Source organism: Streptomyces sp. NPDC002206, from assembly GCF_053593595.1.
This window is the reverse complement of the sequence record NZ_JBSFCW010000006.1, coordinates 124,888-149,485: the sequence shown is the minus strand read 5'-3', so window position 1 is coordinate 149,485 and position 24,598 is coordinate 124,888. Positions and strand designations below refer to the sequence as shown.

The window sequence follows — 24,598 nt, the reverse complement described above, 5'->3', positions numbered from 1 at the left end:
CGGCGTACGGGACCGTGCGCCGGCCGGGTCGTAGGGGACTGGGCGCCCGCCGTGCGGTACCGGGCGCCGGTCGTACGAGACTGGGGGCGTGATCCGTACCGACGCCCTCGACCGGCTGCCCGTCCGTACCGCCGTGCCCGCGCTCCGGCAGGCGCTCGACGACCGGGGTGTCGCGGTGCTCTGCGCACCGCCCGGCACCGGCAAGACGACGCTGGTCCCGCTGGTCCTCGCGGGCCTGGTCGGCGGTGGCCCGGCGCGCCGTGTGGTGGTCGCCGAGCCGCGCCGGATCGCTGCCCGGGCGGCTGCACGGCGGATGGCGTGGCTCCTCGGGGAGCAGACCGGGCGGCGCGTCGGGTTCACCGTGCGCGGGGAGCGTGTCGTGGGGCGCGACACGGTGGTGGAGGTCGTGACCACCGGCGTGCTCCTGCAACGGCTCCAGCGTGACCAGGAGCTCGCCGGGGTCGATGCGGTGATCATCGACGAGTGCCACGAACGGCATCTGGACGCGGACACGGTCGCCGCGTTCCTCCTCGATGTACGGGAGGCGATCCGGCCCGATCTGCGGCTGGTCGCCGCGTCGGCGACGACGGACGCGCAGGGCTGGGCCCGACTGCTCGGCGACGCACCGGTGGTCGAGGCGCAGGGCGTGTCGCACCCGGTGGAGGTGGTGTGGGCCCCGCCGGTGAGGCCGGTCAGGCCGCCGCACGGGATGCGGGTCGACCCGGCGCTGCTGACGCATGTCGCCTCGGTGGTGCGCCGGGCGCTCGCCGAGCGGGACGGTGATGTGCTGTGTTTCCTGCCGGGCGTCGGTGAGATCGGCCGCGTCGCGGGACAACTGGCCGGGGTGCCCGCAGAGGTTCTGCAGGTGCACGGGCGGGCTCCGGCGGCGGTGCAGGACGCCGTGCTGGCGGGTTCGTCGGAAGGCCGCCGGGTGGTGCTCGCGACCTCCGTCGCCGAGTCGTCGCTGACGGTGCCGGGGGTGCGGATCGTCGTCGATTCGGGCCTGGCCAGGGAGCCGCGTACCGATCATGCGCGCGGGCTGAGCGCGCTGACGACCGTACGGGCCTCGCAGGCGGCGGGGAGGCAGCGGGCGGGCCGGGCGGGGCGTGAGGCCCCGGGCGCGGTGTACCGGTGCTGGGAGCAGGGGGAGGACGGGCGGCTGGCCCGTTTCCCGTCGCCGGAGATCAAGGTGGCCGATCTGGCGGCGTTCGCGCTGCAGGCGGCGTGCTGGGGCGATCCGGACGCGTCGGGTCTGGCGCTCCTGGATCCGCCGCCGGCCGGCGCGATGGGCGCGGCCCGCGAGACGCTGACGGCGGTCGGCGCGGTGGACGCGGACGGCCGGGTGACCGACCGGGGCGTACGGATGTCCCGGCTGGGTCTGCATCCGCGGCTCGCGCGGGCGCTTCTGGACGGTGCGGCCGAGGTCGGCGGCCGCCGGGCGGCCGAGGTGGTGGCGCTGCTGAGCGAGGAGCCGCCGCGGGAGTACGGGGACGATCTGGCGGCCGCACTGCGTACCGCACGACGGGGCGGGGACGGCTATGCGGCGCGCTGGCGGCAGGAGGTACGGCGGCTGTCGTCGTCCATCGAGAGCAGCGGCGAGGGTTCCGGCCGGGGTGGTTCGGACGATGCGGCCGTCGGCCTGGTGGCGGCGCTGGCGTTTCCGGAGCGGGTGGCGCGGGCCCGCGGAGAAGGGGCCTTCCTGATGGCGTCGGGGACCGGCGCGGAGCTGCGGGACGGGTCGCGGCTGCGCAGTGCGCCATGGCTGGCCGTCGCGGTCGCGGACCGGCCGGCGCACGCGCCGTCCGCCCGGGTGCGGCTCGCCGCCGTCATCGACGAGGACACGGCGCGGCTGGCCGCCGGGCATCTGCGGTTCTCCGGTGAGGAGGTCCGCTGGGTGGACGGCGATGTGGTGGCGCGCTCGGTGGAACGGCTGGGCGCCGTCGAACTGTCGGTGCGCGCGCTGAAGCAACCGAGGCCCGAGCTGGTGCGGGCGGCGCTGGTGGACGGGCTCGGGCGCGAGGGGCTCGGGCTGCTGCGCTGGAGCCGGGAGACCGGACAGCTGCGCGAGCGGCTCGCCTTTCTGCACCGGGCGCTGGGCACCCCGTGGCCGGATGTGTCGGACGGTGCGCTGCTGGCCCGTGCCGAGGAGTGGCTCGAGCCCGAACTGTCCCGGGCCCGCCGCCGTTCCGACCTGGCGAGGATCGACGCCGGGCAGGCGCTGCGGCGGCTCCTGCCGTGGGCGACCGGCGAGGCGGCCCGGCTGGACGAGCTGGCACCGGAGCGCATCGAGGTGCCCAGCGGGTCGCGGATCCGGGTGGAGTACGGCGGCGAGCAGCCCGTACTTGCGGTGAAGCTCCAGGAGCTGTTCGGTCTCACCGAGACACCTAGGGTGGCCGGGGTGCCCGTCCTCGTCCATCTGCTCTCCCCCGCGGGCCGCCCGGCGGCGGTCACCGCGGATCTGGCGTCGTTCTGGCGGGACGGATACCGGGCGGTGCGGGCGGAGCTGCGCGGCCGCTACCCGAAGCATCCGTGGCCGGAGGACCCGACGACGGTGGAGGCGACCCGGTACACGTCGGCACGGCTCAGGCGGGAGTAGGCGCCGGATCCGGGGCGGGTGCGGCGGCCGGCTCCGGCAGCCGGCCGCCCGGCCGCCGGGACCGCGCCTCCAGCCACAGCGCGAGCGTGAGCAGCCCGGCGGCGAGCACCAGGAAGCCCCACGGCAGGTACGAGGTGAGCAGCAGGATCAGCGCCCGCTGGGACTTCACCAGGGCGACGGTGTACTCGATGTAGTCCTCGCGCATCTTCACGTGCCCGGCGAACGCGGTCACCGTGTCCTGGGGCATGCCCATCGCCTTCGCGTTGCGCAGCTCCTCCTTGTGGATCTCCTCGCCGTTGACGGGCGCGCCGGTGACCGGGTCGACCCAGAACATCCTCTTGGTGGTGTACCAGCGGGTCATGCCCGTCTTGGCGACCTGCTCGGCGGTGACGCCCTTGATCGGCATCTTCTTCGGCATCGGGACCTCGGTCCACGGGATGGTCTGCTCGAAGTAGTAGACGTCCATGCCGCGGAACTTCCGGGTGCCCTTGTAGTGGATGGGCGAGGTGGTGCGGCTCTGGGCGTCGAAGTACTCGTAGTCGCGCCTCTGGGTGAGGAACGGCCACTTGAACTCGATGCCCTGGCGCTTCACCGGGTCGCCGTCGACCATCTCGCCGGTGGCGTGGACGGGGGCCTGGCTGTGCGCGTCGAAGATGTAGCGCTCGGGGATCTCCGAGACCATCCTGCCGTTCGGGTCGACGACGTAGCTGAGGCCGTCCCAGACGACGACGTCGCGGCCTGCGCTGCGCTCGATCTTCTCGGACGCCTCCACATTGCCCTTGAGGGTCTGCACGATGGTGACCTTGGGGACCTGCTTGACCTTCATGCCGTCGTTGTAGTCGAGGAGGGTGGCGGGCTTCGCCTCCAGCACCATCTCCTGGTACTGGCTCGGGGGAATCTTCGCCAGCCTCGGAAAGGCGTACCAGCGCAGCAGGGGTGACAGGGCGGCGAAGAACACGGCGAAGGCCAGGAGTACGAGGCCGGCTCGGCGGCGCATGGCGCCCTCCCTCTACTTCTTGGGGCCGGGGACGGTGGTCAGCAGGGGTCGGGGCGAGGTCTCGCCGGGCGGTGCGCCGATCGCGCTGATGGTGAACACGAGGGCGAGGGCCGCGGCCAGCCCGATGGCGGCGGCGATGACGGCACGCATGCTCGGCCTCCCGGAGAGCGCTGATCTGATGGGTCGTCAGGATTGGGGCACCGTAGCAACGCAGGCGCGAGATGAGAACACGTGGAGCAGCCCCTGTGCCGGGTGGTGGCACAGGGGCTGCTCGGTGAACGCGGGCGGGGGCGTCAGGCGGCGGGGGCCTCGACCGTGAGCTCGATGACGACTGTGGCGCCGCCCTCGGTGGTCAGGCGGAGCCTGTACGTGCCCGCGGTGTCGTCGGCGTAGATCTTCGGGAGCTGCAGCGTGCCGTCGGCGTCGGTCTTCAGCTCCGTCAGGGTGCGGACCGTGTTGCCGTCCGCGTCCCTGAAGTACGGGCCCTTGTCGCTCTCGGCCGGAGCGTCCCCGTCGGTGATCATCGTGGCGGTGACGGCGACACCGGACGCGATCGCACCCTTGTAGGTGGCCTTGACCTCGACGGCGTCGGCGAACTCGGCTCCGGGCGCCGCGGTCAGTGCCTTGTCGTCGGTCCTGGCGATGGCGTCGGCCTGCCGGGCGGTGACGGTCGCGGTGTAGGTGACGGCCGGCAGCGAGCGGCCGGTGGCGATGGCGCGGACCGTGAACTCGCCCGTTGTCTCGCCCGCTTGCAGCACCGGTGCGGTCACCGTGCCGTCGGATCCGGTGGCCAGGGTGACCGCGTTCTTCCCGCCCTCGAACCGGGCGTCCGTGTCACCGGCGATGGTGAACGTCACGGACACCTTGGCGAGGGATCCGCCGAGGCTGTTCTTCGCCCGCACCTTGACCCGCTCGGCGAACGCGTCGCCCGCAGTGGCGGTCAGCGCGCCGGTGCCCGCGTTCTCCACACCGGCGAGGGTCTGGGACGGCTTGGGCGGCGGGGTGGGCGGCGGGGTGGAGGGCTTCGGATCGGTCGAACCGCCGCCCGGTTTCGACGGCTTCGGGTTCGGCTTCGGCTTCGCGGGCGGGGTCGGGGACGGCGAGGTTCCGGGGTTCGGGCTCGGGTCCGTACCACCGTCGAGGGGCGGCGGGACGACGCCGGTGCCGTCGGGGACCTCGTGCGTGCCGCGCTTGTAGTAGTCGAACCAGGAGCGGACCGTACGGAGGTATTCGTTCGAGTGGTTGTAGCTGAGGACCGCCCGGTCGAGATCGGCCGCGATCGCCAGATCGCGGGAGCCGGCGCAGAGATAGTGCCCGGCGGCGAGCGCCGCGTCATAGATGTTGTTGGGGTCCTTGCGGCCGTCGTCGTTGCCGTCCTGGCCCCACGTCGCCCATGTCGACGGGATGAACTGCATCGGGCCGACCGCACGGTCGTGCGTCGAGTCCCCGTCGTACGCCCCGTTGTCGGTGTCCTTGATCATCGCAAAGCCCTGGCCGTTGAGGACCGGGCCTAGGATCGGGGAGAACGTGGTGCCGTTCGCGTCGACCCGGCCGCCGCGGGCCTGGCCTGACTCCACCTTGCCGATCGCGGCGAGGAGTTGCCACGGCAGCCGGCAGGCCGCGTCGCTGCTCGCGATGGACTGCTGGGCCTTCTTGTACGCAGCCAGGACCGAGGCCGGTATGCCGGACTCCGCACTGCTGGTGATCGGCAGACTGGTCGACGTACCGGGCTTGTTGGGGGTGACCAGCGGCGGCAGGTCCGTGTAGTACGGCGAGTTGCCGGTGGCCGCGCTGTCGTCGGACGGTGCGGACCCGGCTGTGCGCTGGTCACCGCCGCCACCGTCCGATGCAAGCACTGCGCCGGGGCCCTGTGAGGCGGAGAGCGCCGCCACAGCAACTGCGGCCACCGCAGTGGTGGTCGCCCCTCGGCGCAGTCGGCGACCGAATTGCGCTGCCATACGTCTGGTCCCTCCCCATCGACGGCTGCCCGCGCTCCCCAGCGCGAGGACTCAGGCGACCCTACGGCAACTTGCGCCGCCCGAACACAGTGACCTGACCGATTTTTATTGGTATTTCACGTTCCGGACTGCAAGTTGAACGGCGGGTGTCGGGTGTCCATCGGATCCGCACCACAGTGCTCGCGCATACTTGCGGCCATGCCGTTCACCCTCAGCCACGCGGCTGCCGTGCTGCCGGTCGTCCGACGCAACGGCACCGCGCGCGGGCCGCTGTTCGCTTCGGCGCTCGTCGCGGGTTCGTTCGCCCCCGACGTGACGTACTACGCGGATACGGCGATCCCGGGCGCAATGGAGTTCGGGCAGGTCACCCATGCCGTGTGGGGCGTGTTCACGGTGGACGTCCTGATCACCGCGGCCGTGGTGGCGCTGTGGCTGCTGCTGCGCGAACCGCTGGTGGCGCTGCTGCCGGGGCCCTGGCAGGGACGCGTGCACACCTTCGTGCGCGGAGAGCGGCAGGGCCCGTGGGGGGTGCGGGACGGCGCGTGGTTCGTCGTGTCGGCGGCCGTCGGGGCGGGCACACACGTGGTGTGGGACGCGTTCACCCATCACGACCGGTGGGGCACCCGGTTGGTGCCGGTCCTCAACGAGAACGTCGGTGGCTTTCCGGTGTTCCAGTGCGTGCAGTACGGCAGTTCGGCGGTGGCACTGACCGTGCTCGTCCGGTTCACCGCGTCCGGGCTGCGACGGACCGGGGCGCGGCCCGTCCCACCGTCCGTACCGGTCCTCGACCGCCCGGCACGGTGGTGCGCGGGCGCCCTGCTGAGCGTCTGCGTACTGCTCGGCATCGTCCACCGGTGCGCCCGCTGGTACGCGTACTTCGGGCACATCGACACACCGCTGGACATCATCCCGACCGCCTGCTTCGGCGCCGGAGCAGGCCTTGCGGTCGGCCTGGTGCTGTACGGAACGTGGATACGGCTCCGGGCCCGGCCCCGGGACGAGCCACCCACCGCCACCGCACCACCCGGCCACCGGACAGACCTGATGACAAGCCCGCCGGACAGACCCTGAGGGTGTCCGGCCGGCCGGGCCGGACAGACCTGATGACAAGCCCGCCGGCACACCCCTGCGCGTGCGGGCGCCGCGGCGGGTGCCGCGTCAGTGCGCCGCGGACTCCCAGTCCGCGCCGACACCGACCGAGACGTCCAGCGGGGCACGCAGCTGCACCGCCGTCGACATCTCGTGGCGCAGAATCTCCTCGACCTGCTTGCGCTCGCCCTTGGCGATCTCCAGCACGATTTCGTCGTGGACCTGGAGCAGCATCCGCGACGTCAGCTTCGCGTCGGTCAGTGCCCGGTCGACATGGAGCATGGCGACCTTGACGATGTCCGCCGCCGTGCCCTGGATCGGTGCGTTGAGCGCCATCCGCTCGGCCGTCTCGCGGCGCTGCCGGTTGTCGCTGTTCAGGTCCGGGAGGTAGCGGCGACGCCCGAACACCGTCTCCGTGTAGCCGGTGGCCCGGGCCTCCTCCACCACCCGGTGCAGATAGTCACGGACACCGCCGAACCGCTCGAAGTACGTGTCCATCAGGCCGCGCGCCTCGCCCGCCTCGATGTTCAGCTGCTGCGAGAGACCGAACGCGGAGAGCCCGTACGCCAGTCCGTAGCTCATGGCCTTGATCTTGCGGCGCATCTCCGGGTCGACGGCGGACTTGTCGACGCCGAAGACCTGCGACGCGACCGTGGTGTGCAGGTCCTCGCCGGACGTGAACGCCTCGATCAGGCCCGCGTCCTCCGACAGGTGGGCCATCACCCGCAGTTCGATCTGGCTGTAGTCGGCCGTCATCAGCGTCTCGAACCCGTCGCCGACGACGAAGCCGCGCCGGATCGCCCGGCCCTCGTCGGTGCGGACCGGGATGTTCTGCAGATTGGGGTCGGTCGACGAGAGCCGGCCGGTCGCCGCCACCGTCTGGTTGAACGTGGTGTGGATACGGCCGTCCGCCGCGATCGTCTTGACCAGGCCCTCGACCGTGACCCGCAGCTTCGCCTGCTCGCGGTGGCGCAGCATGATGACCGGCAGCTCGTGCTCCGTCTGCGCGGCCAGCCACGCGAGCGCGTCCGCGTCCGTCGTAAAACCGGTCTTCGTCTTCTTCGTCCTGGGCAGGCCCAGCTCACCGAAGAGGACCTCCTGGAGCTGCTTGGGCGAGCCCAGGTTGAACTCGCGGCCCACCGCCGCGTGCGCCTCCTTCACCGCCTGCTGCACGGCGCCGGCGAACTGCTGCTCCATCGATTCGAGGTGCTCGCGGTCGGCCGCGATGCCGTGCCGCTCCAGCCGGGCCAGCAGCCCGGACGTCGGCAGCTCCATGTCGTGGAGCAGCTCGGCCGCACCGACCTCCTTCAGCCGGGCGGTGAACGCCTCCCCGAGGTCCAGGACCGCGCGGGCCTGCGCCATCAGCGCATCGGCCTCCGCCTGGTCGTCCGCACCGAACGCCAGCTGCCCGTCCGCCGCCGCGGGGGCCAGCTCCCGGCCCAGGTACTCCACCGCCAGCGCGTCCAGCGCGAACGAACGGCGGCCGGGCTTGACCAGATAGGCGGCCAGCGCCGTGTCCATCGTGACGCCCTCGACCTGCCAGCCGTGCTCGGGGAACACCCGCATCACGCTCTTCGCGTTGTGCATGACCTTCGGCCGCCCGGCGTCCGAGATCCACGCGGCGAACGCCCGCTCGTCCGCCTCGTCTAGCTGCGCCGGGTCGAACCATGCCGCCGCCCCACCGGCCGCGGCCAGCGCGATCTCCATAACACTGCCGGTGCCCAGCGCCCAGGTGTCGACCGTGGCGACACCCAGCGGCTGCCCGCCGTGCTCGGCCAGCCACGGCGCGAGCTCGCCCGCGGCCAGCACCGCACCCTCCAGCTCGATGCCCGCAGCAGGCGCCGGAGCCTCGTCCTCCGCAGCCCCCGGGTCCACGGCGAGCAGCCGCTCTCGCAGGCTCGGGTTACGGATCTCCAGCACATCCAGCACACCCGTGACCGCCGAGCGGTCGTACGGCGCGCGCTCCAGATCCTGCGGAGTCTTCGGCAGCTCCACGTCACGGACCATCTCGGTCAGCCGCCGGTTCAGCTTCACGGACTCCAGATGGTCCCGGAAGTTCTGCCCGGCCTTCCCCTTGACCTCGTCCGCACGCGCGACGAGGTCGTCGAAGGAACCGAACTGGTTGATCCACTTCGCCGCCGTCTTCTCCCCGACGCCCGGAATACCCGGCAGGTTGTCCGACGGATCCCCGCGCAGCGCCGCGAAATCCGGGTACTGCTGCGGCGTCAGCCCGTACTTCTCCTCGACCTTCTCCGGAGTGAACCGCGTCAGCTCCGAGACGCCCTTCGTCGGGTACAGCACCGTGACGTTGTCCGTGATCAGCTGGAACGAATCCCGGTCACCGGTGACGATCAGCACCTCGAACCCGGCCGCCTCCGCCTGCGTCGCCAGCGTGGCGATCACATCGTCCGCCTCGAAGCCGTCGACCGCGAAACGATCGGCGTGCATCGCGTCCAGCAGCTCGCCGATCAGCTCGACCTGCCCCTTGAACTCGTCCGGCGTCTTCGAACGATTCGCCTTGTACTCGGGGAACTCCTGCGACCGCCACGTCCTGCGCGAAACATCGAACGCCACCGCGAAATGCGTGGGCGCCTCATCACGCAACGTGTTCGCCAGCATCGACGCGAAGCCGTACACCGCGTTCGTCGGCTGCCCCGCCCCCGTCGTGAAATTCTCCGCAGGCAGCGCAAAGAACGCCCGGTACGCCAGGGAGTGCCCGTCCATCAGGAGCAGGCGCGGTCGGTTGTCTGCCGTCTTCTTCGATGCCGTCTCAGCCACGCCCCCGATCCTGCCACGGACCACTGACAATCCGGACCGCAGACCACTCACCCGGCACACGCCCCGCGCCGCGTGACACGATCGAAGACAGGAACAACCACAGAAACGCATGCAGCGACACCGCGCAGGTTCGCAGCTGGCTCAAAGGGGAGCACAATGGCCACCAAGCCGCCCACCGGTGACCCGGTCCAGGACGCACCACACGTCGAACCGGCCCAGCACTCGGCCGCCGGAATTCCCGCCGTCGCCCACAGCCTGCGCATCGCCCAGCAGCAGATGGGCATCCGCCGCACTGCCCAGACCCTCCTCAAGGTCAACCAGAAGGACGGCTTCGACTGCCCCGGCTGCGCCTGGCCCGAGGGCGACAAACGGCACACCGCCGAATTCTGCGAGAACGGCGCCAAGGCCGTCGCCGAAGAAGCCACCCTGCGCCGCGTCACCCCGGACTTCTTCGCCGCACACCCCGTCGCCGACCTCGCCGGCCGCAGCGGGTACTGGCTCGGCCAGCAGGGCCGCATCACCCAGCCGATGTACCTGCCCGAAGGCGCCGACCGGTACGAAGCGGTGACCTGGGAACACGCCTTCGACATCATCGCCGAGGAACTGCGCGCCCTCGACTCCCCCGACGAAGCGCTCTTCTACACCTCCGGCCGCACCAGCAACGAGGCCGCGTTCCTGCTCCAGCTGTTCGCCCGCGAATTCGGCACCAACAACCTGCCGGACTGCTCCAACATGTGCCACGAGTCCTCCGGCTCCGCACTCATGGAAACCATCGGCGTCGGCAAGGGCAGCGTCTCCCTCGAAGACCTCCACCACGCCGACCTGATCATCGTCGCCGGACAGAACCCCGGCACCAACCACCCCCGGATGCTCTCCGCCCTGGAGAAGGCCAAAGCCGCAGGCGCCAGGATCATCTCGGTGAACCCGCTGCCCGAAGCCGGGCTGGAACGGTTCAAGAACCCCCAGACACCCCACGGCATGATCAAGGGCACCGCACTCAACGACCTGTTCCTGCAGATCCGCATCGGCGGCGACCAGGCCCTCTTCCGGCTCCTCAACAAAATGATCCTGGAGACCGAAGGCGCCGTCGACGACGCATTCGTGACCGAACACACCCACGGCTACGAAGAGTTCGCGGCCGCCGCCCGCGCCGCCGACTGGGACGAGACCCTCACCGCCACCGGCCTCGACCGCGCCACCATCGAGCAGGCCCTCACCATGATCCTCGCCTCGAAGCGCACCATCGTGTGCTGGGCCATGGGCCTCACCCAGCACAAGCACTCCGTGGTCACCATCCGCGAAGTCGTCAACTTCCTTCTGCTGCGCGGCAACATCGGCCGCCCCGGCGCCGGAGTCTGCCCCGTCCGCGGCCACTCCAACGTCCAGGGCGACCGCACCATGGGCATCTTCGAACGCCCCTCACCCGAATTCCTCGACGCCCTCGACAAGGAATTCGGCATCACCTCACCGCGCCACCACGGCTACGACGTCGTCCGCTCCATCCAGGCCCTGCGCGACGGTGACGCAAAGATCTTCTTCGCCATGGGCGGCAACTTCGTCGCGGCGACCCCGGACACCCACGTCACCGAAGCCGCCATGCGCCGAGCCCGCCTCACCGTCCACGTCTCCACGAAACTCAACCGCTCGCACGCCGTCACCGGCCGCCGCGCCCTGATCCTGCCCACCCTCGGCCGCACCGACAAGGACATCCAGGCAAGCGGCAAGCAGTTCGTCACCGTCGAGGACTCCATGAGCATGGTCCACGCCTCACGCGGCAACCTCGCCCCCGCAAGCCCCCACCTGCTCTCCGAACCCGCCATCGTCGCCCGTCTCGCCCGCGCCGTCCTCGGCCCCGAATCCGCCACCAACTGGGAAGAGTTCGAGAAGGACTACGCCACGATCCGCGACCGCATCTCCCGCGTCGTCCCCGGCTTCGAGAACTTCAACGCCCGCGTCGCCCACCCCGGAGGCTTCACCCTCCCGCACCCACCGCGCGACTCCCGCCGCTTCCCCACCGCCACCGGCAAGGCCAACTTCACCGCGGCCCCCGTCGAATACCCCGAACTCCCCGAAGGCCGGCTGCTGCTGCAGACCCTGCGCTCCCACGACCAGTACAACACCACGATCTACGGCCTCGACGACCGCTACCGCGGCATCAAGGGCGGCCGCCGCGTCGTCATGGTCAACCCCGACGACGCCCGCACCCTCGGCCTTGCCGACGGCGCATACACCGACCTCGTCAGCGAATGGAAGGACGGCACCGAACGCCGGGCACCCGGCTTCCGCATCGTCCACTACCCCACCGCCCGCGGCTGCGCCGCCGCCTACTACCCCGAGACCAATGTGCTGGTCCCCCTCGACTCCACCGCCGACACCAGCAACACCCCCGCCAGCAAGTCCGTCGTCATCCGCTTCGAGAACATCCAGGGCCGGAGCGTCCAAGAACAGGACATATAGGGAGAATTCTCACCCACATCCCGCTAAGCGTTCGCTCAGTCGTCTGATAAGAACGATGCACACAGCAATAAAGCTATGAACCACCGCAGACGATCGGAGCCGGACCCCATGGGCGAGCACACCGCACCCAAGTTCCCCCAGGAGATCATCGACGAGTACGCCGCACTCGGCGTCGATCTGCCCGCCCTCTTCTCCGCCGGCCACCTCGGCGAACGCATGGGCGTCCAGATCGTCGAAGCCTCCGCGGACCGCGTCGTCGGCACCATGCCCGTCGAAGGCAACACCCAGCCCTACGGACTCCTGCACGGCGGCGCCTCCGCCGTCCTCGCCGAGACCCTCGGCTCCGTCGGCAGCATGCTCCACGGCGGCGCCACCAAGCTCGCCGTCGGCGTCGACCTGAACTGCACCCATCACCGAGGGGTACGGAGCGGGCTCGTCACCGGCGTCGCCACCCCCGTACACCGCGGCCGCTCCACCGCCACGTACGAGATCGTCATCACCGACGAACAGGACAAGCGCGTCTGCACCGCACGCCTCACCTGCATGCTCCGCGACGCCCCCAAGCCCGCAGCCGCCTGACGCACCACGCAAACCGACGGCACCCGCACCAGGGCACCACCACCTCGCTGCCCGGCCGGCACGCACCCCGCGCACCGGCCGGGCAGTGGCGCGTCCGGACCCTCCCTGCACATGGGCCCACCAGCCGTGCGCGACCTGTTGCGTGACTGCCCGTGACGACCTAAATTGCCTGCATGCGCCACGTGTCGCACCGTCCGGCCGCGCTCACCCTCGCCGCGCTCCTCACCGCCGCGGCCCTCTCCGGCTGCTCCGACCCCCCTCGCGCCCCGGCCGCACAGCCCAGCACCCCCGCCGACATCTGCACCCGCCTGGTCACCTATTGGGCTCTCGAAACCCTCAAGGGCAGTCCACAGTCCGGCATCGACTGGGAACAGAAGGGTCTCTCCAACGAGCAGTACGCCCTCCACGAGAACGTGGTCAGAGCCGCCCGAATCGAGCAAAAACGCCACGGCACAGCCGCCGCACAGAAACTGATCGAACGTCAGACGCGCGAGCGGTGCACCGCCCAACACGGCGCCACCGGAAGCTCCGAGAACTGGCGCCCGCCGACCTGAGCCACACCGGACCTCCACCACGGGAGCCCACAACCTCCGCATCCCACCTCTTGACGCGAACCCGACCACTCACCCCCCGCACCGCCCGAAGCCGAACCCCTGCTCCCGCACGTAACACTCCGTAACAAGGGCGCAATAGGGAATCAAGGTGGTGCAACCCAACTCATGCATGCAGAAGACCCCGCCCCGACCCGCCCGGCGCACCACCCCGTGACAGCACCATGATCGCCCCAAGCCCCTTAACCGAACTGCGCGTTCTCAGCATGTGGTCATCGGCGTCCCTACGAAAAGCCGCACATCACCCCCTCGGACTCACCCATGGCATAACAAGACAGTCACATCCTTCCGTTCCCTGGTCCCCTACCCCTCCACCTCCGCCTAGAGTCACGGCCAGTCACCGCGCCGCCGGGCGCGACTGAGATCGCGGCGCTTCCACGCACCAGCACGGCCCGGCGAGTGCAACGGCACCTCAGCAGAGGGGGCCGCGCCTGGGAAAGGATTCACCGTGCGATACCGTTCCTTGATCATTCTCACCGCTGTGATGACCACCGGTGCTCTTACCTTGACCGCTTGCGGTTCGCGCGACGACAACAAGGGCAGCGACAAGAACACCACCGTGATCATCGGCGTGGACGCCCCGCTCACGGGCTCGCTCTCCGCCCTCGGCCAGGGCATCAAGAACTCCGTGGACCTCGCCGCCAAGACGGCGAACAAGAACAAAGAAGTCCCCGGCGTCACCTTCAAGATCCAGGAGCTGGACGACCAGGCCGTACCGGCCACCGGTCACCAGAACGCCGTGAAGCTCGTCGCCAACAAGGACGTCCTCGGCGTCGTCGGCCCGCTGAACTCCGGCGTATCGCAGTCGATGCAGAGCGACTTCGCCAAGGCCCACCTCACCCAGGTCTCGCCGGCCAACACCAACCCGGCGCTCAGCCAGGGCGACAACTGGGGCAGCGGCGACCTCAAGCGCCCCTTCGACACCTACTTCCGTACGGCCACCACGGACGTCATCCAGGGCCGCTTCGCCGCGCAGTACTACTACAACGACGCGAAGAAGCGGAAGGTCTATGTCGTCGACGACAAGCAGACCTACGGCGCCGGCCTCGCGGCCATCTTCTCCAAGGAGTTCGAGCGCCTCGGCGGCAAGGTCGTCGGCACCGACCACATCACGGTGAAGGAGACCGACTTCTCCAGCACCGCCGACAAGGTCAAGAACTCCGGCGCCGACTCCGTCTACTTCGGCGGCCAGTACCCCGAGGGCGGCCTCCTCTCCGACCAGATCAAGAAGGCCGGAGCAAAGATCCCCGCCATGGGTGGCGACGGCATCTACGACCCCGCCTTCATCTCGGCGTCCGGCGTCGCCAACGACGGTGACCTCGCCACCTCGGTCGGCTACCCGGTCGAGCAGCTCGACACCGCCAAGAAGTTCATCGCCGACTACTCCGCAGGCGGCTACAAGGACCCCTACGCGGCCTACGGCGGCTACTCCTACGACGCCGCCTGGTCCATCATCCAGGCCGTCAAGTCCGTCGTCGCCGACAACGACGGCAAGCTGCCCGACGACGCCCGCGCCAAGATCACCGCGGCCATGGCCAAGGTCTCCTTCGACGGCGTGACCGGCAAGGTCGCCTTCGACCAGTACGGCGACACCACCAACAAGCAGCTCACCGTGTACGAGGTCAAGGGCGGCGAGTGGGTGTCCGTGAAGAGCGAGACCTTCAAGGACTGACCACCGCAGCACCCGGCTCGACCCGCACTACTTGAACCAGACCGCGCGAGGGCGCAACAGCGCCCTCGCGCGGTGTCATATCCGACACGCTCATCGGAGGCCTGCGGTGCACGAACTGCCGCAAACGCTGGCCAACGGCCTGACCCTCGGTGCCCTCTATGGCCTTATCGCCATCGGCTACACCATGGTGTACGGGATCGTCCAGCTCATCAACTTCGCCCACGGCGAGATCTTCATGATCGGGGGCTTCGGCGCCCTCACCATCTACCTCTGGCTCCCCAGCGGAACAGCCCTGTGGATGGCCATCCCGCTCATGCTCATCGGCGGCGTCATAGCCTCGGTGGCCATCGCCACCGCCGCCGAAAGATTCGCCTACCGGCCACTGCGCACCGCGCCCCGCCTGGCCCCGCTGATCACCGCAATCGGTCTCTCCATCGCACTGCAGCAGATCGTCTGGGGCTTCTACCCCGACGCCAAGAAGGCCCGCAGCTTCCCCGAATTCACCGGCGACGCCTTCAAGATCACCGACAACCTGCAGATCCAGCGCGCAGACCTCTTCCTCCTCGTCGCCGCACCCCTGTGCATGCTGGCCCTCGGCGTCTTCGTCGCCAAGAGCCGCTCCGGCCGCGCCATGCAGGCCACCGCACAGGACCCCGACACCGCCCAGCTCATGGGCATCAACACCAACCGCATCATCGTGATGGCCTTCGCCATCGGCGCCGCCTTCGCCGCGGTCGCAGCGGTCTCCTCCGGCCTCAAGTACGGCCAGATCAACTACGAGATGGGCTTCATCGCCGGCCTCAAGGCCTTCACCGCAGCCGTCCTCGGCGGCATCGGCAACATCTACGGCGCCATGCTCGGCGGCGTCGTACTCGGCCTCGCCGAAGCCCTCTCCATCCAGTACATCCAGGACATCCCCGGGATGGACAAGCTCGGCGGCGGAGCCTGGGCCAACGTCTGGGCGTTCGTCCTGCTCATCGTCGTCCTCCTGGTCAGGCCACAAGGCCTGCTCGGCGAACGTGTCGCGGACAGGGCGTGATACCCATGACAAACACTCACGAGACCACCCCCGTCATCCCGCTCCCCGAGGCCGGCGCACGAATCGCCACCACCGTCGGAGCCATCGCCACCCTCGCGAGCACCTTCCTCGCCTGGACATGGACCGACGAATTCCCCGGCAACCTCACCGTCACCGGCTACCCCGGCGGCCTCCAGGTCATCACCCTCGTCGGCGCCGCCCTCACCCTGCTCTTCGCCCTCGCAGGCCACGGCGTACGCGGCTTCGGCTGGCTCAACCCCGCAGGCAGCAACAACGCCCTGCTGCTCATCGCACTCGGCACCTTCGGCACCACCTGGTACACCGTCATCGCCATCGCCCAGGAACTCGGCGGCATCGCCAACCTGGAACCCGGCGGATTCGTCGCCGCGGCAGCCTCCCTCATCACCCTGCTCGCCGCACTCGGACTGCCGCTCCACCGCGACACCGACCCCGCCAGCAGCGGCCTCAAGAAGGCCCTCGCCGCGGTATTCGGCATCGGCGGCACCAAGCTCGCCCGGCCCAAGACACTCCCCTCCTGGGCCCAAATCCTCGTCATCGCCGCCGCATTCGCCATCGGCCTGTTCGTCGCCTCCTACGGACTCCAGGCCGAAAGCGAACAATTCGTCGGCTTCCTGATCCTCGCTGCCTTCGGCGTCGCCACGCTCTCCCGCTCCGGACTGAGCGCCCGCCTCAAGGCACTCACCACCGAACACCGCAAGGTCACCGTCATCGCCGCCTTCGCGGCAGCCGCGGCCTTCCCGTTCACCCAGAACACCGACGAGTTCACCCTCCTCGCCGTCAGCATCCTGATCTTCGCGACCGTCGCCCTCGGCCTCAACGTCGTCGTCGGCCTCGCCGGACTGCTCGACCTCGGATACGTCGCCTTCCTCGGCGTAGGCGCCTACACCGCCGCCCTCGTCTCCGGATCGACCGCCTCAACCTTCGGCGTCACCTTCCCGTTCTGGGCCGCCGCCCTCACCGGCGCCGCCGCATCGCTGATCTTCGGCGTCCTCATCGGCGCCCCCACCCTGCGACTGCGCGGCGACTACCTCGCCATCGTCACCCTCGGCTTCGGAGAAATCTTCCGAATCACCATGGGCAACCTCGACGGCACCTCCGGCCCCAGCGTCACCAACGGCCCCAACGGCGTCCCCAACATCCCCGACCTCGACTTCTTCGGATACGACTTCGGCGCAGAACACACCATCGGCGGCTTCACCCTCGGCTCCTACGCCAACTACTTCTGGCTGATGCTGCTCTGCACAGCACTCGTCGTCACGATCTTCGCCCGCGCAGGCAACTCCCGCATCGGCCGCGCCTGGGTCGCCATCCGCGAAGACGAAACAGCCGCCACCGCCATGGGCATCAACGGCTTCCGCGTCAAACTCATCGCCTTCGCACTCGGCGCCACCCTCGCCGGCCTCGCCGGCACCGTACAAGCCCACGTACAGCACACCGTCGTCCCCGAGATGTACGTCTTCGCCGGACCCGTACCGCCCAGCTCCGCGTTCCTCCTCGCCGCCGTCATCCTCGGCGGCATGGGAACCATCACCGGACCCCTGCTCGGCGCCACGCTGCTGTACGTCATCCCGACCAAGCTGCAGTTCCTCAACGACTACCAGCTGCTCTTCTTCGGCCTCGCGCTCATCCTCCTGATGCGCTTCCGTCCCGAAGGGGTCGTCGCCAACAAGCGACAGCAACTCGAATACCACGAGACCGACCCCATCGACGTACCAGAACCACGGCAGTCCGAAGAAACCGGCGCCGGCATCACCAAGGCGGGGGCGTGACAGCCGAAATGACCACCGACACCATCACCGAAGGCGACCCCAAGCCCGGCACCCCCGTCCTTGAGGCCACCGGAGTCACCATGCGATTCGGCGGACTCACCGCCGTACGCAACGTCGACTTCACCGTCAACGCAGGCGAAATCGTCGGCCTCATCGGCCCCAACGGCGCCGGCAAGACCACCTTCTTCAACTGCCTCACCGGGCTGTACATCCCCACCGAAGGCACCGTCAGCTACAAGGGCTCCGTACTCCCGCCCAAACCACACCTGGTCACCAAAGCCGGCGTGGCACGCACCTTCCAGAACATCCGGCTCTTCGCCAACATGACCGTCCTGGAAAACGTCCTCGTCGGCCGCCACACCCGCACCAAGGAAGGCCTCTGGTCGGCCCTCCTGCGCGGCCCCGGCTTCAAAAAAGCCGAAGCCGCATCCCACGCACGCGCCATGGAACTCCTCGAGTTCACCGGCCTCCAGGACAAGGCCGACCACCTCGCGCGCAACCTCCCCTACGGAGACCAGCGCAAGCTGGAGATCGCCCGCGCCCTCGCCAGCGACCCCGGACTCCTCCTCCTCGACGAGCCCACCGCCGGCATGAACCCCCAAGAAACCCGCGTCACCGAAGAGCTCATCTTCGCCATCCGGGACCAGGGCATCGCCGTCCTCGTCATCGAGCACGACATGCGCTTCATCTTCAACCTGTGCGACCGCGTCGCCTGCCTCGTCCAAGGCGAAAAGCTCGTCGAGGGAACCTCGGAAGTCGTCCAGGGCGACGACCGTGTCATCGCCGCCTACCTCGGCACCCCCTTCGAGGGCGCCCCCGGCGCCGAAGAAGTCGCCGAAGTCGAGGCCGCCGAAGCCTCCGGAGCACAGAGCAACACCAGCACGGAAGGAAACGCCCAGTGACCGCACTGCTCGAGGTCGAAGACCTCAAGGTCGCCTACGGCAAGATCGAAGCCGTCAAAGGCATCTCCTTCACCGTCGAAGCCGGCCAGGTCGTCACCCTCATCGGCACCAACGGCGCCGGCAAGACCACCACCCTGCGCACCCTCTCCGGCCTCCTCAAGCCCATCGGCGGCCAGATCCGCTTCGAGGGCAAACCACTCACCAACATCCCCGCCCACAAGATCGTCTCCCTGGGCCTCGCCCACTCCCCCGAGGGACGCCACATCTTCCCCCGGCTGACGATCGCCGAAAACCTCAAACTCGGAGCATTCCTGCGCTCCGACAAGGCAGGCATCGAAAAGGACATCCAGCGCGCCTACGACCTCTTCCCCATCCTCGGGGAGCGCAGGAAGCAGGCCGCAGGCACCCTCTCCGGCGGCGAGCAGCAGATGCTCGCCATGGGACGCGCACTCATGTCCCAGCCCAAACTGCTCATGCTCGACGAGCCCTCCATGGGTCTCTCACCGATCATGATGCAGAAGATCATGGAGACCATCGTCGAACTCAAGGCAGCGGGCACCACGATCCTGCTCGTCGAGCAGAACGCCCAGGCCGCACTCTCCCTCGCGGACCAGGGTCACGTCATGGAGGTCGGCAACATCGTCCTCTCCGGCACCGGCGCGGACCTCCTCCACGACGAGTCCGTCCGCAAGGCGTACCTCGGCGAGGACTGACCCCCTTCGTACGGAAGAGGCCCGCACCCCGATCGATCCGGGGTGCGGGCCTCTTCCGTACGTACCTACGCGACTACTCGCCGTCCTTCGACGCCCGCCGCTTCTCCTCGGCGTCCTCGATCAACGCCTCGGCGAGCTGCTGCATCGACAGACGGCGATCCATCGACGTCTTCTGAATCCACCGGAACGCAGCCGGCTCCGACAGCCCGTAATCCGTCTGCAGAATGCTCTTCGCCCGATCCACCAGCTTCCGCGTCTCCAGCCGCTGCGCAAGATCCGCGACCTCGGTCTCCAGCGCCTTCAGCTCCGCGAACCGGGACACGGCCATCTCGATGGCCGGCACCACGTCGCTCTTGCTGAACGGCTTCACGAGGTACGCCATCGCCCCGGCGTCCCGGGCCCGCTCCACGAGGTCGCGCTGCGAGAACGCGGTGAGCATCAGGACGGGCGCGATGGACTCCTCGGCGATGCGCTCGGCGGCGGAGATGCCGTCGAGGATCGGCATCTTCACATCGAGGATCACGAGGTCGGGCCGGTGCTCCCGGGCGAGCTCGACCGCCTTCTCGCCGTCTCCGGCCTCGCCGACGACCGCGTAGCCCTCTTCTTCGAGCATCTCTTTGAGGTCGAGGCGGATGAGAGCCTCGTCCTCGGCGATGACGACGCGGGTCGTCAGCGGCGGGACGTGCGACTTGTCGTCGTCGGCGACGGGCTGGGGCGACTCGGGCGTGGTCACGGGGCTCCTCGTTGCGGCCGGGCATGTGCTGCTGCCAAGAGCCTACCTAGCGGCGCGGGCGTACAGGGAACCGGTACACTGCTGCCTAGCTCCCTTAACTTGCCCGGTTGGAGGAACTGGTTAGACTCGCGGCACTCAAAATGCCGTGCCCTTTGGGCATGTGGGTTCGAATCCCACACTGGGCACTCAGTACCGAAGCGGATGTTCACGTTCTCGTGAACATCCGCTTTTTGCTGCTCACTGCCACAGCTTGTCACGCAGGGTAGTGGTGTGAACTTTCACGGCATAGAAGTGCGCCAGAAGGCGCTCAACCTCCTCCGGTCCGGCGCAAAGGGCGCGGACGTCGCACGTCAGCTGAATGTGCCTCGCGGCACCGTCTCGTACTGGCTCCATGTTGATCGCTCCAAGCGGGGCGAGTGTCCGGGGTCACACAACCCGAAGTGCCATCGGTGTGACGGCGTCGATCTCGACGCAATCGCCTATGCGTACCTTCTGGGCCTCTACCTGGGGGACGGCCATGTAAGCCAGTATTCGCAGCATCGAGTGCCCAGCCTCATGATCACTCTGGACGACTCCTGGCCCGGCATTCAGGACGAGGCCGAGGCCGCGATGCGCGATGTGTTCCCGCACAACGCCACCTGCCGGGTCCGTAAGACGGGCTGCCACAACATCAAGGTCTACTCGAAGCACCTTCTCTGCCTGTTCCCACAGCACGGGCGCGGGAAGAAGCACGAACGCGACATCGCTCTGGAGCCCTGGCAGCAGAACATCGTCGATGCGAATCCCTGGGCATTCATCCGGGGGCTCATCCACTCCGACGGCTGCCGGATCACCAACTGGACCACCCGCATCGTCGGTGGCGAGCAGAAGCGCTACGAGTACCCGAGGTATTGGTTCACCAACGTCTCGGACGACATCAGGCAGCTCTACACCGACACCCTCGACAAGCTGGGCGTCGAGTGGAAGCACTGCACGCGCGCAGGCAAGAAATACAACATCTCCGTCGCCCGACGGGCGTCCGTCGCGCTCATGGACGCTCACGTCGGGCCGAAGCACTGACGACCGATCTACTTGGGGCTGTCGTCCTCGCCGATGTGGTGCACGCGTACCAGGTTCGTCGATCCCGCGACGCCGGGCGGGGAGCCGGCCGTGATGACCACGACGTCGCCCTTCTCGCAGCGGCCGATCCGCAGGAGTTCCTCGTCGACCTGGGCGACCATCGCGTCCGTGGAGTCGACGTGCGGGCCGAGGAAGGTCTCGACGCCCCACGTGAGGTTCAGCTGGGAGCGGGTGGCCGGGTCCGGGGTGAAGGCCAGCAGTGGGATGGGTGAGCGGTAGCGCGAGAGTCGCTTGACGGTGTCGCCGCTCTGGGTGAAGGCGACCAGGAACTTCGCGCCGAGGAAGTCGCCCATCTCGGCGGCTGCGCGGGCGACCGCGCCGCCCTGGGTGCGGGGCTTGTTGCGGTCGGTGAGCGGGGGCAGGCCCTTGGCGAGGATGTCTTCCTCGGCTGCTTCGACGATGCGGGACATCGTGCGGACCGTTTCGATGGGGTATTTGCCGACGCTGGTCTCGCCGGAGAGCATGACCGCGTCGGTGCCGTCGATGACGGCGTTGGCGACGTCGGAGGCTTCGGCGCGGGTGGGCCGGGAGTTGTCGATCATCGAGTCGAGCATCTGGGTGGCGACGATGACCGGTTTGGCGTTGCGCTTGGCGAGTTTGATGGCGCGCTTCTGGACGATCGGGACTTGTTCGAGGGGCATTTCGACGCCGAGGTCGCCGCGGGCGACCATGATGCCGTCGAATGCGGCGACGATGTCGTCGATGTTCTCGACGGCCTGGGGTTTTTCGACTTTGGCGATGACGGGAAGGCGGCGGCCTTCTTCGTCCATGATGCGGTGGACGTCGTCGATGTCTTGTCCGCTGCGTACGAAGGAGAGGGCGATGATGTCGGCGCCGGTGCGCAGGGCCCAGCGGAGGTCTTCGATGTCTTTGTCGGAGAGTGCGGGGACGGAGACGGCGACGCCGGGGAGGTTGAGGCCTTTGTTGTCGGAGACCATGCCTCCTTCGATGACGGTGGTGTGGACGCGGGGGCCGTCGACGTGGGTGACTTCGAGGGTGACGCGGCCGTCGTCGACGAGGATGCGTTCGCCGGTGGTGACGTCGGTGTGGAGGCCTTCGTAGGTGGTGCTGCAGGTGTTGCGGTCGCCTTCGGTGGGTTCGACGGTGATGGTGAAGGTGTCGCCGCGTTCAAGGAGTACGGGGCCTTCGCGGAAGCGGCCGAGGCGGATCTTCGGGCCTTGAAGGTCGGCGAGGATGCCGACGCTGCGTCCGGTTTCGTCGGAGGCTTTGCGCACGTGGCGGTAGCGCTGTTCGTGATCGGCGTAGGAGCCGTGGCTGAGGTTGAAGCGGGCGATGTCCATTCCGGCTTCGACGAGTGCCTTGATCTGCTCGTATGTGTCGGTGGCTGGGCCCAGGGTGCAGACAATCTTTGCTCGGCGCATGGTTTGAGCCTAGACCTTACCTACGGGTAGCGAATTGGGCCTGCGTGTCGTCTCAACAACCTTTGGGTGAAGGGTTATTGACAAGTGTTGAATTGTGCACGGGGGCGCTCTGATGAGCATTCTGTTCAGAGTTTTGGGGGTGCCTTGGTGAATGCGGGCGTTCACCTGGGCGTGGACGGTGTGTCGTTGGGGGTCGGGGTCGAGGGCGGGGGCTCGTAGGGGCTGGCGTGGGGGTCGATGGGTCCACGGTCGCATCGGGGTGTGACTCGTGTGGTCATCAGATAGAAACCTGCGAGGGGTGTTGCCGGGTGCGGCTGATGGGTCATTATCTACGCGCGTTGTGTACTGCGAGATCTGATCTGTGGGAGTAGAGATGCCGCTGAACCGTAGGACGTTCCTGGGCACTTCGGCTGCGGCCGGGGCCGGCGTGGCGATGGCTGGGGGTGTGGCTGTGCCTGCCGAGGCTCGTGGTCGTGGTGATGGGCGTCCGCCGAAGCGGTATTCGTTCACGGTGATGGGCACGACCGATCTGCATGGGAATGTCTTCAACTGGGACTACTTCACGGACAAGGAGTTCGACGACAAGGCGCACAACGATGTGGGTCTGGCGAAGATCTCGACGCTGGTGGACCAGGTCCGTGCGGAGAAGGGCCGGCACAACACCCTGATGATCGATGCGGGTGACACGATCCAGGGCACGCAGCTGTCGTACTACTACGCGAAGATCGATCCGATCACGGCGAAGCGTGGTCCGGTGCATCCGATGGCGCAGGCGATGAACGCGATCGGGTACGACGCGGCGGCGCTGGGCAACCATGAGTTCAACTACGGCATTCCGGTGCTGCGGAAGTTCGAGGAGCAGTGTGATTTCCCGCTGCTGGGTGCGAACGCGCTGGATGCGAAGACGTTGCGGCCGGCGTTCGCTCCGTATGTGATCAAGCAGATGCGCACGCCGCACGGTCCGGATGTGAACGTGGCGATTCTGGGTCTGACGAATCCGGGGATCGCGATCTGGGACAAGGCGAATGTCAGCGGCAAGATGGTGTTCCCGGGGTTGGAGGAGCAGGCGGCGAAGTTTGTGCCGCGGCTTCGGTCCATGGGCGCGGATGTCGTGATCGTGTCGGCGCACTCGGGGACCAGTGGGACGTCGTCGTACGGTGATCAGGTTCCGTATGTGGAGAACGCGGCGGCTCTGGTGGCGGAGCAGGTGCCGGGTATCGATGCGATTCTGGTCGGCCATGCGCATCTGGAGATCCCCGAGTACTTCGTGGAGAACAAGGAGACGGGCAAGAAGGTGGTGCTCTCAGAGCCGTTGAAGTGGGGGCAGCGGCTGACGCTGTTCGACTTCGATCTGGTGTGGGAGAAGGGCCGCTGGGTGGTGGAGCGTGCGGGTTCGAAGGTGCTGAACTCCAACACGGTGGCTGAGGACCCGAAGATCACTGGTCTGCTGGCCGACGAGCACAAGAAGGTCGTGGCGTACGTCAACCAGGTCATCGGTACGTCGACGATGGCGATGACGACGGCGGAGGCGGCGTGGAAGGACGAGCCGATCATTGATCTGATCAATGTGGTTCAGGCGGAGACGGTGAAGGCTGCTCTGGCTGGTGGTGAGTATGCGTCGCTTCCGGTGCTGTCGCAGGCGTCGTGTTTCTCGCGTACGGCGCAGATTCCTGCCGGCGATGTGACGATCAAGGATGCGGCGGGGTTGTATCCGTTCGAGAACACGCTTGAGGCCCGGTTGTTGACGGGTGCGCAGATCAAGGACTACCTGGAGTTCTCGGCGCGGTATTACGTGCAGACGGCGGCTGACGTTCCGGTGGATACGGCGAAGTTGACGAATGCGGACAACACGCCGGACTACAACTATGACGCGGTGTCGGGTCTGGCGTATGACATCGACATTGCGAAGCCGAATGGTTCGCGGATTGTGAATCTGTCGTTCGAGGGCAAGGCGATCGATCCGGCGGCTCAGTTCGTGCTGGCTGTGAACAACTATCGGGCGAGCGGTGGCGGTAACTTCCCGCATGTGCCGGGTGCGAAGCAGTTGTGGGCGAATTCGGAGGAGATCCGCAACACGATCATTGCGTGGGTGCAGGCGAAGGGTTCGGTGGACGGTTCGCAGTTCGCTTCGGTGGACTGGCGGCTGACGCGGGACGGTAAGCCGGTGTTCTAGCGGTTCTTTG

The 24,598-nt window shown here is 68.3% G+C and carries 18 protein-coding genes and 1 tRNA gene; 13 read left to right on the top strand and 6 right to left on the bottom strand.

Annotation, left to right across the window (positions count from 1 at the left end; translation table 11 throughout):
* Positions 1-88 precede the first annotated feature (88 nt).
* Positions 89-2,596 carry an ATP-dependent helicase HrpB gene (gene hrpB, locus ACWCP8_RS14615; protein ID WP_451116202.1) on the top strand — a complete coding sequence of 836 codons (2,508 nt, stop codon included), beginning with the start codon at positions 89-91 and terminating at the stop codon, positions 2,594-2,596.
* On the opposite strand, the gene ACWCP8_RS14610 is transcribed toward hrpB, so the two are convergent.
* From ACWCP8_RS14610 to ACWCP8_RS14600, 3 genes are all read right to left on the bottom strand, one after another.
* On the bottom strand, positions 2,583-3,593 hold the full coding sequence (locus tag ACWCP8_RS14610; protein ID WP_352264454.1) for a DUF3068 domain-containing protein: 1,011 nt from the start codon (positions 3,591-3,593) through the stop codon (positions 2,583-2,585). The two genes, hrpB and ACWCP8_RS14610, sit on opposite strands and share 14 nt — an antisense overlap.
* 12 nt (positions 3,594-3,605) lie before the next feature.
* On the bottom strand, positions 3,606-3,743 hold the full coding sequence (locus ACWCP8_RS14605) for an SPW_0924 family protein (RefSeq protein ID WP_313936762.1): 138 nt from the start codon (positions 3,741-3,743) through the stop codon (positions 3,606-3,608).
* 143 nt (positions 3,744-3,886) lie between these two features.
* Entirely contained in the window at positions 3,887-5,551 is a 1,665-nt protein-coding gene (locus tag ACWCP8_RS14600; protein ID WP_451116199.1) for a lytic transglycosylase domain-containing protein, read from the bottom strand.
* Positions 5,552-5,749: 198 nt separating this feature from the next.
* Between ACWCP8_RS14600 and ACWCP8_RS14595 the strand changes: the two genes are divergently transcribed.
* The gene (locus ACWCP8_RS14595; protein WP_451116197.1) at positions 5,750-6,622 is read left to right on the top strand and encodes a DUF4184 family protein; all 873 of its coding nucleotides are present in this window, start codon (positions 5,750-5,752) and stop codon (positions 6,620-6,622) included.
* A gap of 87 nt (positions 6,623-6,709) precedes the next feature.
* On the opposite strand, the gene polA is transcribed toward ACWCP8_RS14595, so the two are convergent.
* Positions 6,710-9,418, bottom strand: a complete 2,709-nt coding sequence (polA, locus tag ACWCP8_RS14590; RefSeq protein WP_451116195.1) for a DNA polymerase I — start codon at positions 9,416-9,418, stop codon at positions 6,710-6,712.
* Positions 9,419-9,574: 156 nt separating this feature from the next.
* Between polA and ACWCP8_RS14585 the strand changes: the two genes are divergently transcribed.
* The 8 genes from ACWCP8_RS14585 (at position 9,575) to ACWCP8_RS14550 (ending at position 19,181) form a co-directional block, all read left to right on the top strand.
* Positions 9,575-11,875 (top strand): FdhF/YdeP family oxidoreductase, encoded by a 2,301-nt coding sequence (locus tag ACWCP8_RS14585; protein ID WP_451116193.1) that lies wholly within the window; start codon positions 9,575-9,577, stop codon positions 11,873-11,875.
* A 108-nt stretch (positions 11,876-11,983) separates the two neighbouring features.
* Positions 11,984-12,454 (top strand): PaaI family thioesterase, encoded by a 471-nt coding sequence (locus ACWCP8_RS14580; RefSeq protein WP_267005716.1) that lies wholly within the window; start codon positions 11,984-11,986, stop codon positions 12,452-12,454.
* Positions 12,455-12,627: 173 nt separating this feature from the next.
* Positions 12,628-13,008, top strand: coding sequence for a hypothetical protein (locus ACWCP8_RS14575; protein ID WP_352264444.1), 381 nt, complete (start codon positions 12,628-12,630; stop codon positions 13,006-13,008).
* Positions 13,009-13,513: 505 nt separating this feature from the next.
* Positions 13,514-14,737, top strand: a complete 1,224-nt coding sequence (locus tag ACWCP8_RS14570; protein ID WP_352264443.1) for a branched-chain amino acid ABC transporter substrate-binding protein — start codon at positions 13,514-13,516, stop codon at positions 14,735-14,737.
* Positions 14,738-14,843: 106 nt separating this feature from the next.
* Complete coding sequence (locus ACWCP8_RS14565; protein ID WP_328889563.1) at positions 14,844-15,776, top strand: branched-chain amino acid ABC transporter permease; 933 nt, start codon at positions 14,844-14,846, stop codon at positions 15,774-15,776.
* 5 nt (positions 15,777-15,781) lie between these two features.
* Complete coding sequence (locus ACWCP8_RS14560) at positions 15,782-17,566, top strand: branched-chain amino acid ABC transporter permease (protein WP_355993358.1); 1,785 nt, start codon at positions 15,782-15,784, stop codon at positions 17,564-17,566.
* A gap of 8 nt (positions 17,567-17,574) precedes the next feature.
* Complete coding sequence (locus tag ACWCP8_RS14555) at positions 17,575-18,468, top strand: ABC transporter ATP-binding protein (RefSeq protein ID WP_352264730.1); 894 nt, start codon at positions 17,575-17,577, stop codon at positions 18,466-18,468.
* Positions 18,465-19,181 carry an ABC transporter ATP-binding protein gene (locus tag ACWCP8_RS14550; protein ID WP_267005712.1) on the top strand — a complete coding sequence of 239 codons (717 nt, stop codon included), beginning with the start codon at positions 18,465-18,467 and terminating at the stop codon, positions 19,179-19,181. Before ACWCP8_RS14555 ends, ACWCP8_RS14550 begins: the two co-directional genes overlap by 4 nt.
* 73 nt (positions 19,182-19,254) lie before the next feature.
* On the opposite strand, the gene ACWCP8_RS14545 is transcribed toward ACWCP8_RS14550, so the two are convergent.
* Positions 19,255-19,914 carry an ANTAR domain-containing response regulator gene (locus tag ACWCP8_RS14545; RefSeq protein ID WP_352264437.1) on the bottom strand — a complete coding sequence of 220 codons (660 nt, stop codon included), beginning with the start codon at positions 19,912-19,914 and terminating at the stop codon, positions 19,255-19,257.
* A gap of 101 nt (positions 19,915-20,015) precedes the next feature.
* Between ACWCP8_RS14545 and ACWCP8_RS14540 the strand changes: the two genes are divergently transcribed.
* Both ACWCP8_RS14540 and ACWCP8_RS14535 read left to right on the top strand, forming a co-directional pair.
* A tRNA-Leu gene (locus tag ACWCP8_RS14540) sits at positions 20,016-20,099 on the top strand.
* Positions 20,100-20,184: 85 nt separating this feature from the next.
* Positions 20,185-20,973, top strand: coding sequence for a helix-turn-helix domain-containing protein (locus tag ACWCP8_RS14535; protein WP_352264435.1), 789 nt, complete (start codon positions 20,185-20,187; stop codon positions 20,971-20,973).
* Between the two features lie 8 nt (positions 20,974-20,981).
* Here the strand turns inward: ACWCP8_RS14535 and pyk are convergent, their stop codons facing one another.
* The gene (gene pyk, locus ACWCP8_RS14530) at positions 20,982-22,415 is read right to left on the bottom strand and encodes a pyruvate kinase (protein ID WP_352264434.1); all 1,434 of its coding nucleotides are present in this window, start codon (positions 22,413-22,415) and stop codon (positions 20,982-20,984) included.
* A 373-nt stretch (positions 22,416-22,788) separates the two neighbouring features.
* Here pyk and ACWCP8_RS14525 point away from each other — a divergent pair, with 373 nt between their 5' ends.
* On the top strand, positions 22,789-24,588 hold the full coding sequence (locus ACWCP8_RS14525) for a bifunctional metallophosphatase/5'-nucleotidase (protein ID WP_451116188.1): 1,800 nt from the start codon (positions 22,789-22,791) through the stop codon (positions 24,586-24,588).
* The last annotated feature ends 10 nt before the right edge of the window (positions 24,589-24,598 follow it).

Excerpts from the sequence above, each read along its gene's own strand:
- ACWCP8_RS14610 (WP_352264454.1), bottom strand. The coding sequence starts at position 3,593 with ATGCGCCGCCGAGCCGGCCTCGTACTCCTGGCCTTCGCCGTGTTCTTC.
- ACWCP8_RS14605 (WP_313936762.1), bottom strand. The coding sequence starts at position 3,743 with ATGCGTGCCGTCATCGCCGCCGCCATCGGGCTGGCCGCGGCCCTCGCC.
- ACWCP8_RS14600 (WP_451116199.1), bottom strand. The coding sequence starts at position 5,551 with ATGGCAGCGCAATTCGGTCGCCGACTGCGCCGAGGGGCGACCACCACT.
- ACWCP8_RS14595 (WP_451116197.1), top strand. The coding sequence starts at position 5,750 with ATGCCGTTCACCCTCAGCCACGCGGCTGCCGTGCTGCCGGTCGTCCGA.
- ACWCP8_RS14585 (WP_451116193.1), top strand. The coding sequence starts at position 9,575 with ATGGCCACCAAGCCGCCCACCGGTGACCCGGTCCAGGACGCACCACAC.
- ACWCP8_RS14580 (WP_267005716.1), top strand. The coding sequence starts at position 11,984 with ATGGGCGAGCACACCGCACCCAAGTTCCCCCAGGAGATCATCGACGAG.
- ACWCP8_RS14575 (WP_352264444.1), top strand. The coding sequence starts at position 12,628 with ATGCGCCACGTGTCGCACCGTCCGGCCGCGCTCACCCTCGCCGCGCTC.
- ACWCP8_RS14560 (WP_355993358.1), top strand. The coding sequence starts at position 15,782 with ATGACAAACACTCACGAGACCACCCCCGTCATCCCGCTCCCCGAGGCC.
- ACWCP8_RS14555 (WP_352264730.1), top strand. The coding sequence starts at position 17,575 with ATGACCACCGACACCATCACCGAAGGCGACCCCAAGCCCGGCACCCCC.
- pyk (WP_352264434.1), bottom strand. The coding sequence starts at position 22,415 with ATGCGCCGAGCAAAGATTGTCTGCACCCTGGGCCCAGCCACCGACACA.
- ACWCP8_RS14525 (WP_451116188.1), top strand. The coding sequence starts at position 22,789 with ATGCCGCTGAACCGTAGGACGTTCCTGGGCACTTCGGCTGCGGCCGGG.